This window comes from Sphingomonas sp., assembly GCF_042091075.1.
GTDB lineage: Bacteria > Pseudomonadota > Alphaproteobacteria > Sphingomonadales > Sphingomonadaceae > Sphingomonas.
The window spans coordinates 1-17755 of record NZ_JBELIE010000062.1; the positions used below are offsets into that span (position 1 = coordinate 1).

The 17755-nt window shown below is 67.5% G+C and carries 15 protein-coding genes and 1 other RNA gene; 14 read left to right on the forward strand and 2 right to left on the reverse strand.

The genetic code is table 11. The annotated features are described in order from the left end of the window. Positions 1–280, reverse strand: a transfer-messenger RNA (tmRNA) gene (ssrA, locus tag ACFDSW_RS08130); the annotation flags it as partial. Positions 281–369: 89 nt separating this feature from the next. Between ssrA and ACFDSW_RS08135 the strand changes: the two genes are divergently transcribed. The 5 genes from ACFDSW_RS08135 (at position 370) to ACFDSW_RS08155 (ending at position 8338) form a co-directional block, all read left to right on the forward strand. Next, a complete protein-coding gene (locus tag ACFDSW_RS08135; RefSeq protein ID WP_375249784.1) occupies positions 370–801 on the forward strand; it encodes an RrF2 family transcriptional regulator in 432 nt (143 codons plus the stop codon). Positions 802–862: 61 nt separating this feature from the next. Further along, positions 863–3010, forward strand: a complete 2148-nt coding sequence (gene ligA, locus ACFDSW_RS08140; protein WP_375249785.1) for an NAD-dependent DNA ligase LigA — start codon at positions 863–865, stop codon at positions 3008–3010. An 82-nt stretch (positions 3011–3092) separates the two neighbouring features. Next, the gene (locus ACFDSW_RS08145; RefSeq protein WP_375249786.1) at positions 3093–4643 is read left to right on the forward strand and encodes a spinster family MFS transporter; all 1551 of its coding nucleotides are present in this window, start codon (positions 3093–3095) and stop codon (positions 4641–4643) included. 82 nt (positions 4644–4725) lie between these two features. Continuing rightward, on the forward strand, positions 4726–6390 hold the full coding sequence (ggt, locus tag ACFDSW_RS08150) for a gamma-glutamyltransferase (protein ID WP_375249787.1): 1665 nt from the start codon (positions 4726–4728) through the stop codon (positions 6388–6390). Between the two features lie 160 nt (positions 6391–6550). After that, positions 6551–8338, forward strand: coding sequence for an AMP-dependent synthetase/ligase (locus ACFDSW_RS08155; protein WP_375249798.1), 1788 nt, complete (start codon positions 6551–6553; stop codon positions 8336–8338). A 100-nt stretch (positions 8339–8438) separates the two neighbouring features. On the opposite strand, the gene ACFDSW_RS08160 is transcribed toward ACFDSW_RS08155, so the two are convergent. Further along, the gene (locus ACFDSW_RS08160) at positions 8439–11342 is read right to left on the reverse strand and encodes a M16 family metallopeptidase (RefSeq protein WP_375249788.1); all 2904 of its coding nucleotides are present in this window, start codon (positions 11340–11342) and stop codon (positions 8439–8441) included. A gap of 175 nt (positions 11343–11517) precedes the next feature. Between ACFDSW_RS08160 and ACFDSW_RS08165 the strand changes: the two genes are divergently transcribed. The 9 genes from ACFDSW_RS08165 to ACFDSW_RS08205 form a co-directional block, all read left to right on the forward strand. Continuing rightward, the gene (locus ACFDSW_RS08165) at positions 11518–12405 is read left to right on the forward strand and encodes an aspartyl/asparaginyl beta-hydroxylase domain-containing protein (RefSeq protein ID WP_375249789.1); all 888 of its coding nucleotides are present in this window, start codon (positions 11518–11520) and stop codon (positions 12403–12405) included. A gap of 107 nt (positions 12406–12512) precedes the next feature. Next, positions 12513–13085, forward strand: coding sequence for a NifU family protein (locus tag ACFDSW_RS08170; RefSeq protein ID WP_375249790.1), 573 nt, complete (start codon positions 12513–12515; stop codon positions 13083–13085). A gap of 58 nt (positions 13086–13143) precedes the next feature. Continuing rightward, positions 13144–13737, forward strand: coding sequence for a malonic semialdehyde reductase (locus ACFDSW_RS08175; protein ID WP_375249791.1), 594 nt, complete (start codon positions 13144–13146; stop codon positions 13735–13737). A 72-nt stretch (positions 13738–13809) separates the two neighbouring features. Next, positions 13810–14451, forward strand: coding sequence for a tRNA (adenosine(37)-N6)-threonylcarbamoyltransferase complex dimerization subunit type 1 TsaB (tsaB, locus tag ACFDSW_RS08180; RefSeq protein ID WP_375249792.1), 642 nt, complete (start codon positions 13810–13812; stop codon positions 14449–14451). Then, the gene (gene rimI / locus ACFDSW_RS08185; protein ID WP_375249793.1) at positions 14448–14927 is read left to right on the forward strand and encodes a ribosomal protein S18-alanine N-acetyltransferase; all 480 of its coding nucleotides are present in this window, start codon (positions 14448–14450) and stop codon (positions 14925–14927) included. The genes tsaB and rimI overlap by 4 nt, the downstream gene beginning before the upstream one ends. A gap of 72 nt (positions 14928–14999) precedes the next feature. Next, positions 15000–15419: a Fur family transcriptional regulator gene (locus tag ACFDSW_RS08190; protein ID WP_375249794.1), complete on the forward strand. Its 420-nt coding sequence runs from the start codon at positions 15000–15002 to the stop codon at positions 15417–15419. Between the two features lie 71 nt (positions 15420–15490). Then, entirely contained in the window at positions 15491–16189 is a 699-nt protein-coding gene (locus ACFDSW_RS08195; RefSeq protein ID WP_375249795.1) for a lysophospholipid acyltransferase family protein, read from the forward strand. A 48-nt stretch (positions 16190–16237) separates the two neighbouring features. Beyond that, positions 16238–16714, forward strand: coding sequence for a hypothetical protein (locus tag ACFDSW_RS08200; RefSeq protein WP_375249796.1), 477 nt, complete (start codon positions 16238–16240; stop codon positions 16712–16714). Between the two features lie 44 nt (positions 16715–16758). Further along, positions 16759–17755 (forward strand): MiaB/RimO family radical SAM methylthiotransferase (locus ACFDSW_RS08205; RefSeq protein WP_375249797.1); only part of this gene is annotated, 997 nt, incomplete at its 3' end.

The window sequence follows — 17755 nt, forward strand, 5'->3', positions numbered from 1 at the left end:
GTTATCGTTGGCACTTGTGTAATGGGCCGTTGCGGTGGTCCCATTCCGAGCGAAGGCGGCGCTTTTCAATACACGTCGATCCTGGTTCGGCCCCGTCATGCGAGCTGATCTACGGGTCGCCACGCGGGAAGCGTGCGGCCGTGAGTCTCAGCCCGGATGGTGGAGCCGCCGGGTACTGCCCCCGGGTCCGCTGCATCTATTGTACGCCACGATTTATCGCCATAGCCGGGTCGAACCCGGCCTACCCCATATAGGCGAGCGTCGCGCGAACGCAAACCGGCAGCCGGCAATGCCGAAAAAGACGATGAAACGGGAATGAAAACCGGGCTGGCCATTTGTCCGCCACAATATCCCTATATATGATAGGCTATGCTTACCCAGCGTTCGCGTTACGCCCTTCGTTCGATGCTGTTCCTGGCAACGGCGCCCGCTGGCAGCCCTCCGATTCCGATGACGCGTATTGCCGGCGAAGCGAACGTGCCGCGCAAGTTCCTGGAACTGATCCTCGCCGATCTGCGTGATGCCGGCTTGTTGCACAGCCACCGGGGGAAGATGGGCGGCTATTGCCTGTCGCGCCCGTCGCACCTGATCTCGCTGGGTGAGATCATCCGCGTGATCGAAGGGCCCTTGGCGCTCGTCCCCTGCGTCAGCCGCACCGCTTATCGCTCGTGCAAGGATTGCAGGAGCGAAGCGGATTGCGCGATCCGGCACGCGATGATGCGCGTCCGCGACGAAACCGCGCGGATCCTGGACGGTACCAGCCTGGCCGACGCCACCGCCAAAAGCCTCGTCGCCGCCTGATTTCGGCCGCCCCCCGATTTCCGTCTTCCGTCGCAGGACAGGTTGGCGGTAACCGGAGGGCATGACCACCGCCGCCGCCCCCGACCTGCCCGCCGACGATATCGAGGCCGCCGCCGAACTGGCGCAACTGGCCGAGACGATCGCCTATCACAACCGACGCTATCACACCGACGACGCGCCGGAGATCGACGACGCCGGATATGACGCGCTGGTCCGTCGCAACAATGCGATCGAAAGCGCCTTTCCGCATCTGATCCGCGATGATTCGCCCAATCGGTCGGTCGGCGCCGCCCCCGCCGCGCATCTGGCGAAGGTGGCGCATGCGCGGCCGATGATGAGCCTCGACAATGCCTTTTCGGACGAGGACGTGGGCGAGTTCGTCGCCCGCGTCCGCCGCTTCCTGCGGCTTGGCGAGGCGGAGCCGGTCGCACTGACCGCCGAGCCGAAGATCGACGGCCTGTCCTGCTCGCTCCGCTACGAGCAGCGCCGGCTGGTGCAGGCGCTGACCCGTGGTGACGGCGCGGTCGGAGAGGACGTCACCGCCAACGTTCGTACCATCGCCGACATTCCCGAAACGCTGCCCGATGCCGCGCCGGACGTGTTCGAGGTGCGCGGCGAAGTGTATATGGAAAAGGCCGCCTTTGCCGCGCTGAACCGGCGACTGGCGGAGGAAGCGGAGACGACCGGCAAGGACGCGCGGCAGTTCGCCAATCCGCGCAACGCCGCCGCCGGATCGCTCCGTCAGAAAGACGCCGCCATTACCGCGCAGCGCCCGTTGCGGTTCCTGATGCACGGCTGGGGCGAGGCGAGCGCAGTGCCGGGGGAAACGCAACAGGCGGTCGTCGCGGCGATCGAGGCCTGGGGCTTTCCGGTCGCCGATGCCTTCACCCGCTGCGACGACGCGACGGCCGCGTTGCGCGTCTATCGTGCGATCGAGGCGGCACGCGCCGACCTGCCGTTCGATATCGACGGGGTCGTCTACAAGATCGACCGGCTCGACTGGCAGGCACGGCTGGGCAGCATCGGCCGCGCCCCGCGCTGGGCGATCGCACACAAATTTCCGGCGGAGCGCGCGCAAACGACGCTCGAGGCGATCGACATCCAGGTCGGCCGCACCGGGAAGCTGACCCCGGTAGCACGGCTGACCCCGGTTAGCGTCGGCGGCGTGGTGGTCGCGAATGCGACGCTGCACAATCGCGACGAGATCGCGCGGCTGGACGCGCGCCCGGGCGACCGCGTCGTGCTGCAGCGCGCGGGCGACGTCATCCCACAGATCGTCGAGGTACTGCCGCGCGACGTTGAGCGGGCACCCTTCGTCTTTCCCGATCATTGCCCGATTTGCGGCAGTGAGGCGGTGGCGGAGGAAGGCGAGGTCGACGTGCGCTGCACCGGCGGGTTGATCTGCCCCGCACAACGGCTGGAGCGGCTGAAGCATTTCGTCAGCCGTGGCGCGCTGGATATCGATGGGCTGGGCGAGAAGACGCTGAGCGAGTTCGTCGATCTGGGATGGATCGTGGAGCCCGCCGATATCTTCCGCCTCGCCGCGCACCGCGACGAACTGCTCGGGCGCGAAGGATGGCAGGCGAAGTCGGTCGATGCACTGATGTCCGCGATCGAGGCGCGACGCGATCCGGATGCGGCGCGGTTGCTGTTCGGGCTCGGCATCCGCCATATCGGCGTCGTCACCGCGCGCGACCTGCTCAAGCGGTACGTCACCCTGCCCGCGATCGCGACGCTGGCGGACGAATTGATCGCGCTGCGCGAGGCGACCCCGATCGTGATCGGCGAGACCGAGGCGAAACATCGCACGCGGCTCGACAAGGCGATGGCGGAACGGATCGGGGTCGAGAATGTCGGCGCGGCGGTGGGACATGCGCTCGCCGACTTCTTCCACGAGCCGCACAATCGCGCGGTATGGGACGACCTTCTGTCCGAAGTCCGTCCGCCGGATTTCACCGTCACGACCCGCGCCAGCGAGGTATCGGGCAAGACGGTGGTGTTCACCGGCTCGCTGGAGACATTGAGCCGCGACGAGGCCAAGGCGCAGGCCGAGGCGCTGGGCGCGCATGTCGCTGGATCGGTCTCGAAGAAGACCGACCTGGTCGTCGCCGGCCCGGGCGCGGGAGCGAAGGCGAAGAAGGCCGCCGACCTCGGCATCCGCGTGGTGGACGAGGCGGGATGGCAAGCGATCGTCGCCGGCGCGGCGTAGACGCGCGCGCCGCGCTGCCAACTTAGCCCTTCCCTCCCCGCCCCCCTCTGTTACCCTGACCAGAACGAGCGAGGAGAGGCGAATGACGATGGAGAGTGAGACCCGCGCGAGCGGCTATGCCTGGTATGTGCTGGGGGTCCTGTTCCTCGTCTATATCCTGAACTTCATCGACCGGCAGGTGATCTCGATCCTGGCGGAGGACATCAAACGCGATCTGGGGTTGAAGGACGAGGATCTCGGTTTCCTGTACGGCACCGCGTTCGGTGTCTTCTACTCGCTGTTCGGCATCCCGCTCGGGCGGCTCGCGGACAGCTGGCATCGGGTGCGGTTGATGACCGTCGGGCTGGGGCTGTGGTCGACGATGACCGCGCTGTCGGGCCTGTCGAGCACCGGCGCGCATCTCGCCGCCGCCCGCATCGGCGTGGGCGTGGGCGAGGCGACCGCCAGCCCTTCGGCATATTCGCTGATCTCCGATTATTTTCCCAAAAGGCTTCGCGCCACCGCGCTGTCGATCTACTCGGCCGGCCTGTATGTCGGCGGCGGCTGTTCGCTGTTTATCGGCGGGTTGATCGTCCAGAACTGGAACCGCATCTATCCCGATGGCGGCCCGTTCGGATTGGCGGGATGGCAGGCCGCGTTCCTGTCGGTCGGCATCCCCGGCCTGCTCCTTGCGCTGATCGTCGCGATGCTGCGCGAGCCGATCCGCGGCGCGGTGGAGGGCCTGCCGGAGCCCGAACGGCACCCGGCGCCGTTTCGCGCCTTCCTGGACGAACTCGTCACCATCCTGCCGCCATTCACGCTGATCGGCGCGGCACGGCTGGGATCGCGCGCGCTGACGATCAATCTCGTCGGGCTGGTGGCGACGGTGGCGGCGGTCGCGCTGCTGATCGCGCTGGGCGAGCCGCTGCCGCAATGGGCGGCGGTGGGGATCGGCGTCTATGCCGTCTTCTCATGGGCGTGCGCGCTGCGGTACCGCGATCTGCCGACGTTCCGGCTGATCGTCGCCACGCCGGCGTTCCTGTGCACCGTCGTCGGCTATGGCCTCAACGCCTTCCTGAGCTATGCCGCCGGTTTCTGGGCGGCCCCCTATGCGATGCGCGACCTGGGCATCTCCCCCGCCGAGGCGGGGCTGATCCTGGGCGGGCAAGGCGCGCTGTCCGGTTTCCTGGGCGTGACGGTGGGCGGGCTGATCGCGGACCGTCTGCGGCGCCGCAATCCGGCCGGGCGGCTCGTCATGGTCATCCTCGGCGCGTCGATCCCCGTGCCCTTCATGATCATGGCCTTCACCACCACCACGCCGATCATCCTGTACGTCTGCCTCTTCGCGGCGCAGTTCTTCGCCAGCTGGGGGCTCGGCGCGGCGGCGGCGACGACACAGGATCTGGTCCTGCCGCGCATGCGGGGTACCGCCACCGCGACCTTCTTCATCGGCACGACGCTGCTTGGGCTGGCGATGGGGCCCTATCTGGCGGGGCGCGTCTCGACGCTGACGGGCAGCCTGTCGACCGGCATGCTGTCGCTGCTGCTGACCGTACCGATCACGGTCGCGGCGGGCGTCATCGCCTATCGGCTGGTGCCGGAGGCGGAGCGTACCCGGGAGGAACGCGCACGCGCGGCGGGTGAGATGATCTGAACCACCCACGATGAGCCGGGTTATACCCCCCTAACCATCGTGACGGCTTGCGCACGACCAGCCGGTGATTAGGGTCCGCGTCATGAAGAAACTCGTCGCGATCGCCCTGCTCCTCCTTCCTGCGCCTGCGCTGGCTCAGGGGGTCGTATCCGCCGCCGATCCACGCGCCACCGCCGCCGGCCAGCAAATCCTGCGCGACGGCGGCAGTGCCACTGACGCTGCGATCGCGATGATGCTCGCACTCAACATCGTCGAACCGCAGTCGAGCGGGATCGGTGGAGGCGGCTTCATCGTCCATCACGGCGGCACCACCGGCGCGCTCGATACGATCGACGGGCGCGAAATGGCGCCGGCCGCCGCCCGAGCCGATCGCTTCCTCGGCCCCGACGGCAAGCCGCGTCCGTTCATCGAGATCTGGCCCGGCGGCTATTCGGTCGGCGTACCGGGCACCATGCGGCTGGCCCAGCGCGCGCACGCGAAATGGGGCAAGCTGCCCTGGGCGGCATTGTTCCAGCCCGCGATCCGGCTGGCGGAGGACGGCTTTGTCGTCAACGCGCGGCTGGCCAACGCGCTTCAGCAGGTTGCGCCGCTGTGGAAGGATTTCCCGGCGATGCGCGCACTCTACTGGCATGACGGTCAGCCGCTGAAGGAGGGCGAGACGTTCCGCAATCCCGCCATGGCGGCAACGCTGAAGAGGATCGCAGCGGAGGGGGCGGACGCCTTCTACACTGGCGAGAATGCGCGCGCTCTGAGCGAGGCGGTCAGCACCGCGCCGAAGAATCCGGTGCCGCTGACGCAGGCCGATCTCACCGCCTATGTCGCGAAGGATCGTCCCGGTGTGTGCGGCCCGTATCGCGTCTGGGTGATTTGCGGCATGGGGCCGCCTTCCTCGGGCGGGCTCAGCGTGTTGCAGGTGCTGACGATGGTCGAGCGCTTCCCGCTCGCGCAATGGGGGAAGAACGACCCGCGATCGTGGCAGGTGATCGGCGAGGCGATGCGGCTGGCCTATGCCGACCGTGACCTGTACGAGGCGGATCGTGATTTCGTCGAGGTTCCGGTCGGCGGACTGGTCGACCGCGATTATCTGCGGCGGCGCTCGGCGCTGATCTCGCCGCTGAAGACGCTGGGCCGCTACGAACCCGGCACCCCGCCAGGCGCCCCGAAGCGCGCCCCGGCCGCACCCGGCGAACTGGGCGGGACCACGCATTTCGTCGCGGTCGACGGCGCGGGCGATATCGTCAGCTGGACCAACACGATCGAAAGCGTGTTCGGCAGCCAGCTGACCGCCGGCGGCTATACGCTCAACAACGAACTGACCGATTTCAGTCACGCGCCCGTCGATGGCGGCTATCTCGTCGCCAACCGCGTCCAGCCGGGCAAGCGGCCGATGTCGAGCATGTCCCCGACGATCGTCTATGATCGCAGCGGCAAGCCGGTGTTCGCGATCGGCGCGGCGGGCGGCCGCACGATCATCATGCAGGTCGCCAAGGCGTTGATCGCGCACTTCGATTGGGGAATGTCCGCGCAGGACGCGATCAGCCTGGGACAGATCTTCTTCGACCGCGACGGCCTCGTCCTCGAACAGGGTACCGATGTCGTGGCGATGAAGGCGCCGCTGGAGGCGCTGGGGCAGCACGTTTCGATCGCGAAGCTGGGACTGAAGGCGAATGCGGTCGAGAAGCTGCCAGACGGCCGCTGGGTCGGCGCCGCCGATCCGCGCAGCCCGGGAGAATCGTTGCAACAGTGAACGGTGCGGCATCCCGGCTGATGCCGGCGCCCCCCGGTGCGAGCTGTTCCTTGCAGGATGGGCCGTCGCGAACCTAAGGTGCCGACCGACGCACGTTCGGACGGACGGGGTGCGCAACGGTATTCGAACGATCCCGCCAGGGATCGCGGGAGAGGCGCAGGTGCGACGGCTGGAACATTTCCCCAATCTGGTCACGATGTTCTTCGTGCGCGCGACGCAGCTTGGCGACGCCCCGTTCCTGTGGAGCAAGCGCGATGGCGCGTGGCAGTCCATCAGCTGGCGTGAGGCGGCGGAAACGGTCGCACGGCTGGCAACGGGGCTGCGCGCAATCGGGCTGGAGCGCGGCGATCGTGTCATGCTGGTCAGCGAGAACCGCCCCGAATGGTGCCTCAGCGATCTGGCGATCATGGCGGCGGGCTGCGTGACGGTGCCCACCTACACCACCAATACCGAGCGCGATCACGCGCACATCATCGAGAACTCGGGCGCCAAGGCGGTGATCGTGTCCACCGCGAAGCTGGCGCGCAACCTGATGCCGGCGATCCTGCGCTCGATCCGGCCGCAGATGCTGATCGGGATCGAGCCGATGCGGCTGGGGCAGTCCCCGGTCGAGGTGCACGATTGGCGCGCGCTGATCGACGGCAATCAGGCGACCGCGCAGCAGGTGGCGACGCAGGCCGATTTCCAGCGCGGCGACCTCGCCTGCATCATCTATACCAGCGGCACCGGCGGCGCGCCGCGCGGCGTGATGCAGCATCACGGCGCGATCCTTCACAATGTCGCCGGCTGCTCGGCGGTGGTGGCCGAGGATTTCGGCTGGGGCGACGAGGTATTCCTGTCGTTCCTGCCGCTCAGCCACGCCTATGAGCATACCGGCGGACAACATTTCCCGATCGGCATGGGCGGGCAGATCTATTACGCCGAGGGCATCGACAAGCTGGCCGCCAATATCGAGGAAGTGCGCCCGACGATCATGTTCGTCGTCCCGCGCCTTTTCGAAGTGCTGCGTACCCGGATCAGCAAGGCGATCGAGCGGCAGGGCGGCCTGTCAGCGACGCTGCTCGCCGCGGCGCTGGACGTGGGCACCAAGCGCGATAATGGCCGGTTGCGGCTGTTGGACCGTCCCAAGGCATTGCTGGTCGATACGATCTTCAAACCGAAGATCGCGAAGAAATTCGGGGGCCGGATGAAGGCGATGATCTCCGGCGGCGCGCCCCTGACACCGGAGGTGGGGCTGTTTTTTCAGTCGCTGGGGCTGACGTTCCTGCAAGGCTATGGCCAGACCGAGGCGGCGCCGGTGATCTCGTGCAACCGCCCCGGCGTGGGGGTGACGATGGATTCGGTCGGCCCACCGCTCGCCAATACCGAGGTGCGGATCGCCGAGGATGGTGAAATCCTGGTTCGCGGCGAGCTGGTGATGCACGGCTATTGGCGCAACGAGGGGGAAACCGCGCGGGTGTTGCAGGACGGCTGGCTGCACACCGGCGACATTGGCGAATTCGACACGCGCGGCCGCATCCGCATCACCGATCGCAAGAAGGATCTGATCATCAACGACAAGGGCGACAATGTCGCCCCGCAGAAGGTGGAGGGGATGCTGACGCTGCAGCCCGAAATCTCGCAGGCGATGATCGCGGGCGATCGCAAGCCGCATATGGTGGCGGTGCTGGTGCCCGACGCCGAATGGACCGCCGAATGGGCCAAGGCGAACGGCCGCACGGGCACCGCCGAGACGCTGGCCGAGGATCCCGACTATCGCGCGGCCGTACAGGCGGCAGTGGATCGCACCAACAAGGATTTGTCGGTGATCGAACGGGTGCGCCGCTGGATCATGGCGGACGAACCGTTCACGATCGAGAACGAACAACTGACGCCGAGCCTGAAGATCCGGCGGCATATGCTGCGCAAGGCCTATGGCGAGCGGCTGGACGCGCTGTATCGCGGGTGAAACGATGTGATGGCGCGTCGCGACGTTTGACGACGCTGTCGTAGCAGGGCGTTGTTCTACACCATCGCCCCTGCGGAGGCAGGGGCGACGTTTGAGGTGCTCAGCCCCCTGCCCCCTTCTCCGGCACCACCGCCATCGTCCAGTCCTTGTCCGGTCGCAAGTATTTCGCCGCCACCGCCTGCAACGTAGCCGGCGTGATGCCGGTCATGTCGCTGACGAGGCTCTGACTTGCCTCGATCCGCTTCGGATCGAACGTGCCGCCGCTTGTCTGCATCAGCCAGAACTGGTTCCCCGACGACGCCCGCGCCATATATTGCAGCATCGGCACGATCGTGCGGCGCAGTTCGTCGTCTCCAATCGGGGTGGAGACCAGCTCGGCGGCGATCTGGCGCGACAGCTGAAAGAATAGCGGCACCTTATCGGGCGCCACCTTGCCGATCGCGACCAGGCGGCCGCCGCCGGGTTGCCCGACCGGCCACTGGCTGGTGGCGGACGGGGAATAACTCGCCCCCGCCACCGAGCGCAGCCGGTCGAACAGGCGATCCGCGAACACCGCCGCCAGCACGTCCAGCGCGCGCGCCTCGGCATGGTCGGCCGATCCGCCGCCGGTCGGCCAGGCGATCACCGCCGCTGCCTGATTGTCGTCGCCCTTGTGGGTGCGGGTCACCGGCTGCTCGACGTGCGCCGGAAAGCGGACCACCGGGGTGGCGGGCACCGCCGCCGCGCGCGGCTTCAGTGCGCCAAAGCTCTTCGCGATCGCGGCGATTGCCTCGTCGGGCTTGACGTCGCCGAACACGTCCACCTCGATCGGCCCGGTGGCGAGCAGCGGCGACCACAGCTTCTGGAAATCTTTCGCGTTCAACGCCTCGATCCGCGCGCGGGGCGGAATGCCCCAACGGGGATCGCCATCGCGCAACAGCCCCTCCAGATCGCGCGACAGGACGCCGTCGGGCGAACTGTCGAAGCCGGGATATCCCGCCAGCATCGCCGCGCGAGCGCGGGCCACCGGCGCCGCATCCCAGCGGGGCGCCGCCAGCTTCGCCGCCATCAGCGTCAGATTGTCGGCATAGTCGCCCGGCGTCGTCTGGGCGCCGAGGAGAAACGCATCGTCGGCGATGTCGAAGTCCAGCCCCATCCGCCGGCCAGTGGTCAGCGTATCAAGGTCGCCCTGATCGAGCGTGCCGATACCGCTGGCGATCAGCGCGGTTTCACCCGCCCAGGCCGGCGTGGGCCGCGTCGACGGCAGCGCCTGGTAACCGCGCCCGAACCGGACCCGCAGATAGACGCGGCCGGTTTCCGACGGATTGGCGTAGATCAGCGCGCGCACCCCATTGGCGAACGTCACCTGCTCCATCGGCGGATCGCCGATCGTCGCGCGCGCGCTGACCGTGCCGGGTACGCCCAGTTTCGGCACGCGCGAGAAATCGACCGCCGCCTGCTGCGTGCGCTTGGCGGCCAGTTTGGACACGTCCGCGGTCAACGCGGCGGCGAGCTTGGCGGCAGCGCTGGCATCGGCGGTGCGGGTGTTCAGCAATGCGCGGGTGGCATCGCCCTTGAACAGGCGATTGGTCGATTCGGTCATCGCGGCGGGGGTGAACAGTCCCTTTTGCCGCGCTTGTTGCAGGATGTCGTAACTGGTCTTCGGCCCCGCCACCGTCTCGCGGATATCGAGCGCCTGCACCATGTCATCGGCCTGTTTGGCGCCCGCCTCCACCCGTGCGGTATCGACCTCGTTCTTCATCGCGGCGTCGAATTCGGCCAGTTCGCGATCCACCTCCGCCTGGGTCGGCGGGGTCGCCATCGCATCCGCGATCACCGCGCGCACATCCTTCAACGCGGCTTCCCAATCGTCACCGATCGGAATGATGTTGGTGAAGGTGCCGTTCGCGGAGCGCGACACATCGTCCAGGCTGACCGACGCCTGCAGGAAGCTGCCCCCCGCCCGCGCGCGGGTTTCCAGGCGGCGATTGATCAGCCGGACCGCGACGAAATCCACTAGTCGCTTCTGATTGAAGATCACCGTGTCGTCGCGATAGACCCAGGGACGCAGCACCGCGGTAGCGACGATCGGCGGCAACGACGGCTCGGCAACCGTCTTCGTCGCTGGGGCGTCGGCGACGGGCTTGCCGAAATCGGGGTCCGCCGGATTGGCGCCACTGCCCTGCCAGCCGCCGAAATTCTTCACGACCAGATCGGCGGCTACCTGCGGATCGATATCGCCGGAAATGATCACCACCGCGCGTTCCGGGCGATACCAGCGATCGTGGAATGCCCGCACCGCCGCCGGAGTGGCCGCCTCCAGCGTCTTGATCGTGCCGATGGGAGAGCGTTCGGCGAGCGGTTGCCCGGCGAAGAACGTCTGGCGCAAGGCGTCGCCATAGCGGACCTGCGGCCCCGGCGCCTCGCGCTGTTCGGCCAGCACCGCGGGGCGCTCGGCGGAAAGGCCCGCCTCGTTGATCGCGGGCTCGGCCATCATGCCGGAGAAAATGCGCAGGCTTTCGTCGAGCTTCGCGTCGGTCGCGCCGGGCAGATCGAGCTTGTAGACCGTCTGCGTCGGGGTGGTGGAGGCATTCGAATCCGAGCCGAAGGTCGCCCCGAACCGCTGCCAGACGCGCTTCGCCTCGCCATCGGGCACGTAGCGCGACCCGCGGAACGAGAGATGCTCGATCAGATGCGCGAAGCCTTGTTCGGCGTCGGTTTCGTACAGCGATCCGGCGTCGATGCGGACGCGCACGGCCACTTGCCCCGGCGGCACGCCGTTCTTGCGCACGGCATAGCGCAGGCCGTTGGGCAGCGTGCCGAAATGCCATTCGGGATCGGGGGGAATGTCCGAACCCTTGAACAGCCACGGCGACGTATCGACGGCCGCCGCGCGCGGCGCGGTCGCGGCGGCCGGCACCGGATCGGTGCGTTTGGGGGCGGACTGAGCGGTAAGCGGCAGTGCGACGGAGGTGAGCAGAAGGGCAACGAGCGGGGTCGCGAGCACGCGCTTGTAGAGGAACATAACAAATCGTTTAGGCCCCCACCCTCGCCCCCGCAACACAGGATGATGCCGCCACCCATCTTTGCGCAAACTGCCTCGCGTCCGCCACGTTTTCGTCCTCAAACCGTTCCAACGTTGGGAGAAAGACCGAAGATGGCCGAGCGGGCGCGTCCCGACGGCGAGTGAAGGAATATCGATGTCGACCACCATCCGCCCCGTCGCGCCCGACAACACCGACGTCTCCCCGGCCCCCGCCGCCGGCGGCGGGATGGCGACGCGCGGCAGCGGACCGGCACGTATTCCGGCGCTGGGCGCGGTGTCGGGCGCGCCGCAACCCGGCGCACCGATGCAGGCGGACCCCAATCGCCCGCTGATCATCCGCGTCGGCAAGCATCTGCGCGGGGTGTTCGATCGCCTGATCGCGGGCTCCTCGCTGGTATCGAACGACCCGGTGCTCGACGTCCGCGACTTCGACTGGACCGCCGAGCTGCGGGCGCAGTGGCGCGCGATCCGGGATGAGGCGCGCCGCGTCGCGCTGGCCGGCGAGGCGGCGCCCAGCCTGGCGGAGATTTCGCCCGATCACCGCGCGATCGCGGAAGTCGGCAAGTGGCGCTCGTTCTTCCTGTGGGGCTATGGCTATCCAATCGACGACAATCTGGCGCGTTGCCCGGTCACGCATGATGTGATCCGGCGCATCCCGGGGCTGAGCACCGCTTTCTTCTCGATCCTGGCGCCGGGCACGCACATCCCCGCGCATCGCGGGGTTTCCAAGGGGTTGATCACCTGTCACCTCGCGTTGATCGTCCCGCGCGACGGCGACGTCCGCATGCGCGTCGACGATCGCATGGTACGCTGGTCGGAAGGCGAGACGCTGGTGTTCGACGACACCTATGATCACGAAGTATGGAACGATACGGCGGGCACCCGCGTGGTGCTGCTGATCCAGTTCGAACGCCCCCTGCGTCAGCCGGGCAAGTGGTTCGCCGACCTGTTCCTCGGCGTCGTAAAACGCTCCGCCTTCGTACAGGAAGCGCGCGACAACGTCAGCAAATGGAACGCGGCGGTCAAACAGATGGATGTGTAAGGGGGTTCGGCGGTGGCGGGGCCGCCGCACCCGCGCTTCCCCGGCCGAAACAATCCCTTTCGCACCCCGCGCTTGATCCCGCGCGACTCCCGCGCCACATCGCGCACATGCTGATCGAGACCGAAGCCACGCCGAATCCCGCCACGCTGAAGTTCCTGCCGGGACGGATCGTCATGGATGCGGGCACCCGCGACTTCGCCACGCCCGAGGAAGCCGAAGCCAGCCCGCTGGCCACCGCCCTGTTCGATCTGGGCGACGTGACGGGCGTTTTCTTCGGTCGCGATTTCGTATCGGTCACCGCGGCCCCCGGGGTCGACTGGCGCGATCTGAAGCCCGACGTGCTCGCGCTGCTGATGGACCATTTCACCGCGCAGATGCCGCTGTTCCGCGGCGGCGGCGCGGACTTTGCGGTGCCGGCGGAGGACGAGGCATTCGACGACGATCCTGCCGACGCGGATATCGTGGCGCAGATCAAGGATCTGATCGAGACGCGCGTCCGTCCGGCGGTGGCGAACGACGGCGGCGACATCGTCTATCGCGGTTTCGACAAGGGCAAGGTGTTCCTGCGCATGCAGGGGGCATGTGCCGGCTGCCCATCATCGACCGCGACGTTGAAGAACGGGATCGAGCAATTGCTGCGTCACTATGTCCCGGAAGTGACCGAAGTGCGCGCCGTCTGAGGCGCACCGCCGCCGAACCGCTTGCCGGTCCTTTTTCACCCTGCTCACGGAACGCTCTATGTCTCACGCCCTCGACGATGCCGCCCTCGATCAGCTGTTCCGCACCGCGCGCACCTATAACGGCTATCGCGACGTGCCGGTCGGCGAAGAGACGCTGCGCGCCATCTGGGATCTCATGAAGATGGGTCCGACCTCCGCCAACCAGCTGCCCGCGCGGATGGTGTGGTGCGTGTCGGATACGGCGAAGGCTACCCTCGCGGAGGCCTGTTCGGCGACGAACAAGGATAAGGTGCTAAAGGCGCCGGTGAGCGTCGTCATCGGCATGGACGTGGATTTCCACGAGCATCTGCCGGAGCTGTTTCCCCATACCGATGCGAAGAGCTGGTTCGACGGCAATCGCGCGCTGCGCGAAGCCTCCACCTTTCGCAACTCTTCGCTTCAGGGCGGTTATTTCATCCTCGCCGCGCGCGCCCTGGGGCTGGATACCGGGCCGATGTCGGGGTTTGACGCGGATGCGGTGGACAAGGCATTTTTTGCCGATACGCCGTCGGTGCGTACCAATTTCATCTCCACGCTTGGCTATGGCGATCCCGCGACGGTGTTCGATCGCAGCCCGCGTCCCGCGTTCGAGAAGTTCAACCGTCTTGCATGACCGCGATTGACCCGCGACAAGCGGGATTCAGACGTTTTACCGAAGGGCGCGGGCCGGTGCACGGGTGACAGATTGAATCAGCGCACCCTCGTCATCGATACCGCCACCGCCGCATGCTCGATCGCCCTGTTCGACGGCGATCGCCTGATCGATGCGGCGCATGACATCGTGGGCCGCGGGCATGCCGAACGGCTGGTGCCGATGATCGCCGCGCTCCCCGATGGCGGGCGCGCGGCGCGGATCCTGGTCGACGTCGGCCCCGGCAGCTTCACCGGCATTCGCGTCGGCATCGCCGCCGCGCGGGGGTTGGCGCTGGGCTGGGGCGCCACGGTGGAAGGCTATGGCACGCTGGCGCTGATCGGCGCGGCGGCGCTGGCGCGACGCAGCGCCGGCGACGCCCCCCTTGCAGTCGTTACCGAAGGGGGGCACGGTGAGGTCTTCATGCAGGTCTTCGCTTCCCCCTTCGAGGCGCTGGACGTGCCGAGATCGTTGACCCCCGAGGCGGCCGTCGCCGCACTGGCGGGCCTGCGGGCGATCGGCACTGGCACGCGCTGGCTGAACGCGATCGACGCGACGGTTTCCGTCGATGAGACGTTGCCCGATGCGCGCGACGCGCTGTCGCTACCCCCGTCTTATCGAGCGCTACCCCCGGTTCCCTTTTACGGCCGCGCGCCCGATGCCAAGATGCCCGCGGCGGCGAAGCCCGGCTCGTGACCACGCGCGTGCGGCTGATCGAACTGACCGCTGGCGGCGCGACGGATGCGGATGACGTCGATCGCGTGATGCAACGTGCGTTCGATCCGCGTTTCGGCGAGGCGTGGACGCGCACGCAATGCATCGGCATCCTCGCCATGCCCGGCGTGTGGATGACGATAGCGCGAATCGACGGCGTGGTGATCGGCTTCGCGCTCAACCGCGCGATCATGGACGAGGCCGAACTGCTGCTGATCGCGGTCGACCCGGAGCAGCGCGGCATCGGCGCCGGCGCGGCATTGCTGCGCAGTACGATCGCCGAATGCGAGCAGCGCGGCGTGCGCAAACTGCATCTGGAAGTGCGCGACAACAATCCCGCGATCGGTTTCTACGCGGCGCACGGCTTCGTTCGCGTCGGCATACGGCCGGCTTATTATCGCAGCCGCACCGGCGAGACATTCGACGCGCATACCTATGCGCGCCCGATCGGCGGCTGATCGCGACAATTCCGTCCTTTTGCGAGTCGGTAGCGCTTTTCGCAACAAGCCATTCGCACTATCTGTAGGCGCATGCCCCGCAAGATCGATCTCGAAGCGCTGTGCCATGAAAAGGGACTGCGCATCACCGAGCAACGCCGCGTCATCGCGCGCGTCCTGTCCGAAGCAGAGGACCATCCCGATGTGGAGAAGGTCTATGCGCGCGCTTCGTCGATCGATCCGGGCATCTCGATCGCGACGGTCTATCGCACCGTGCGCCTGTTCGAGGAGGCGGGCATCCTCGATCGCCACGATTTCGGCGACGGGCGCGCACGTTACGAGCCTTCGCCCGAAGCGCATCACGATCATCTGATCGACGTCGAAACAGGCAGGGTGATCGAATTCGTCGATCCGGAGCTGGAATTGTTGCAGAAGGCGATCGCGGAGCGGCTGGGCTTCCGCCTCGTCGATCATCGCATGGAATTGTACGGCGTCGCGCTGCGCAGGGATTGACCGCGCCTCCGCTCTCGCATCCCGACCCGGCGGACGGCCGGGCCGCCCCCGCGCCACCCAACGCCCGCGTGGTGGCGCGTCTCGTCCTGCTGGTGCTGTCGCTGGTGATCGCGGTCGCGCTGCACGGGCTGTGGAGGCTGGTGCGCGCGCCCTCACCCTGGCCCCGTCTGTATCTGGGACTGGCGGCGCGCTTGTTCGGCGCGCGGCCCCGCATCATCGGGCACCCGCTGCGCCGCGACGTCGTCTTCCTGTCGAACCATCTCAGCTGGATGGACATTCTGCTGCTGGCAGGGGCAACCGGCAGCGCCTTCGTGGCGAAAGCCGAATTGCGCTCGGTGCCGCTGATCGGCTGGATGTGCACGCTGAACCGTACCATCTTCGTCCGACGCGGCGATCGGATGGGTGTCGCCGCGCAGGTCGCCGAGCTGCGTGATGCGCTGGCCGGGGCATGGGCGGTCGCGATCTTTCCCGAAGGTACGACCGGAGACGGCGTAACGCTGCTGCCGTTCAAGGGGGCGTTGCTTGCCGCACTCGATCCCCCGCCCGAGGGGCTGATGATTCAGCCAGTACGTATCGACTATGGCGATGCGACGAGCGAACTGGCGTGGATCGGCGACGAGCCCGGGCAACATCATGCGATGCGTGTCCTGCGCCGTCCCGGCCGCTTCACTGCGACATTGCACTTCCTCGAACCGTTCGCGCCCACGGGCGGGCGCAAGGCGATCGCCGCAGAGGCACGCCGGCGCATCGAAGCAGGCGTGACTCGCTAACCCGGTCTTTACCGTTCCCGGCGCACCTCCGAAGCGAGGGATATTGTCATGACACCGACCGAACCGTTGCCGCTGCACCATAGCTGGCCCATGTACGAAAGCGGACTGCGCTTCGATCTTGGCCAGGTACACGACATCGATGGACGGAAGATGTTTCCCGATCCCGCCGCGCTGCCCTCGTTCGATTCCGCGCCCGACGACGGCGGCCTGTGGCATTGCGACCTGGCGACACAGGCGCTGTCCTGGTCCCCCGGCGTGCGGCGGCTGTTCGGCATGGCACCGGACGCCCTGATCCTGCGCGAACGCGCGCTCGAGAGTTACGACATCCTGTCGGCGGCGACGATGGAACGGTTGCGCGTCTATGCGATCCGGCATCGGCGCGGCTTCACGCTGGACGTGCGCTTGCGCAATGTCGCGCCGACCCCGCGCTGGATGCGGTTGATCGCCGCGCCGCATTGCGAGGCCGGCCGCGTCGTGGCGCTATATGGCGTCAAGCGCGACGTGACCGCCCTGTATCACCGCTGACGTTCGCGCCGCCGGTCTGGCGGGGCGGCGCGCTTTTCGCTACGATGCGCCGCATGTCCGTCCCCTCGAAGCCCCTCGCCGCCCCGCGCGCGCCACAGACCTTTCACGTCAAATCGTTCGGCTGCCAGATGAACGTCTATGATGGCGAGCGCATGGCCGAACTGATGACGGCGAACGGCATGACCGCTGCCAGCGACGCGAGCGCGGCGGATCTGGTGGTGCTCAACACCTGCCACATCCGCGAGAAGGCGACGGAAAAGGTCTATTCCGATATCGGCCGCCTGCGCAAACAGGCGGGTGCCGAGGGGCGCGCGCCGATGATCGCGGTGGCCGGCTGCGTCGCGCAGGCCGAAGGCGAGGAGATCGTCCGGCGCGCCAGCGTCGATGTCGTCGTGGGGCCGCAGGCCTATCACCGGCTTCCCGCGCTGGTCGCGGCGGCAGCGGCGGGCGAACCAGCGCTGGATACCGACATGCCGCCTGCCTCGAAATTCGGGGCATTGCCGGCACGGCGCCGCGTCGGCGCCTCGGCGTTCCTGACGGTGCAGGAAGGATGCGACAAATTCTGCACCTATTGCGTCGTGCCCTATACGCGCGGCGCGGAAGTCAGCCGTCCATTCGCCGCGATCGTCGACGAGGCAAAGGCACTGGTCGATGCCGGCGCGCGCGAGATCACCCTGCTGGGGCAGAACGTCAACGCCTGGAACGACGATGCCGATCGCGGGCTGCATGGCCTGATCCGCGCGCTTGACGCAATCCCCGGCCTGACCCGGATCCGCTACACCACCAGCCACCCCAACGACATGACGCAGGGGCTGATCGAGGCGCATCGCGATGTCGAAAGCCTGATGCCGTTCCTGCATCTGCCGGTGCAGGCGGGTGACGATGGCGTGCTGCGGGCGATGAACCGCAGCCACACGCGCGACAGCTATCTGCGGCTGATCGATCGCATTCGTGCGGTCCGGCCCGATATCGCCTTATCCGGCGATTTCATCGTCGGTTTCCCCGGAGAGAGCGAGGATGCGTTCGCCGCGACGCTCAGCC

Bases quoted from the DNA above. Each gene is read 5' to 3' on its own strand.
- ACFDSW_RS08190 (WP_375249794.1), top strand. From the start codon at position 15,000: ATGCCCCGCAAGATCGATCTCGAAGCGCTGTGCCATGAAAAGGGACTG.
- ACFDSW_RS08165 (WP_375249789.1), top strand. From the start codon at position 11,518: ATGTCGACCACCATCCGCCCCGTCGCGCCCGACAACACCGACGTCTCC.
- ACFDSW_RS08145 (WP_375249786.1), top strand. From the start codon at position 3,093: ATGACGATGGAGAGTGAGACCCGCGCGAGCGGCTATGCCTGGTATGTG.
- ACFDSW_RS08135 (WP_375249784.1), top strand. From the start codon at position 370: ATGCTTACCCAGCGTTCGCGTTACGCCCTTCGTTCGATGCTGTTCCTG.
- ggt (WP_375249787.1), top strand. From the start codon at position 4,726: ATGAAGAAACTCGTCGCGATCGCCCTGCTCCTCCTTCCTGCGCCTGCG.
- ACFDSW_RS08160 (WP_375249788.1), bottom strand. From the start codon at position 11,342: ATGTTCCTCTACAAGCGCGTGCTCGCGACCCCGCTCGTTGCCCTTCTG.
- ACFDSW_RS08175 (WP_375249791.1), top strand. From the start codon at position 13,144: ATGTCTCACGCCCTCGACGATGCCGCCCTCGATCAGCTGTTCCGCACC.
- ligA (WP_375249785.1), top strand. From the start codon at position 863: ATGACCACCGCCGCCGCCCCCGACCTGCCCGCCGACGATATCGAGGCC.
- ACFDSW_RS08200 (WP_375249796.1), top strand. From the start codon at position 16,238: ATGACACCGACCGAACCGTTGCCGCTGCACCATAGCTGGCCCATGTAC.
- ACFDSW_RS08170 (WP_375249790.1), top strand. From the start codon at position 12,513: ATGCTGATCGAGACCGAAGCCACGCCGAATCCCGCCACGCTGAAGTTC.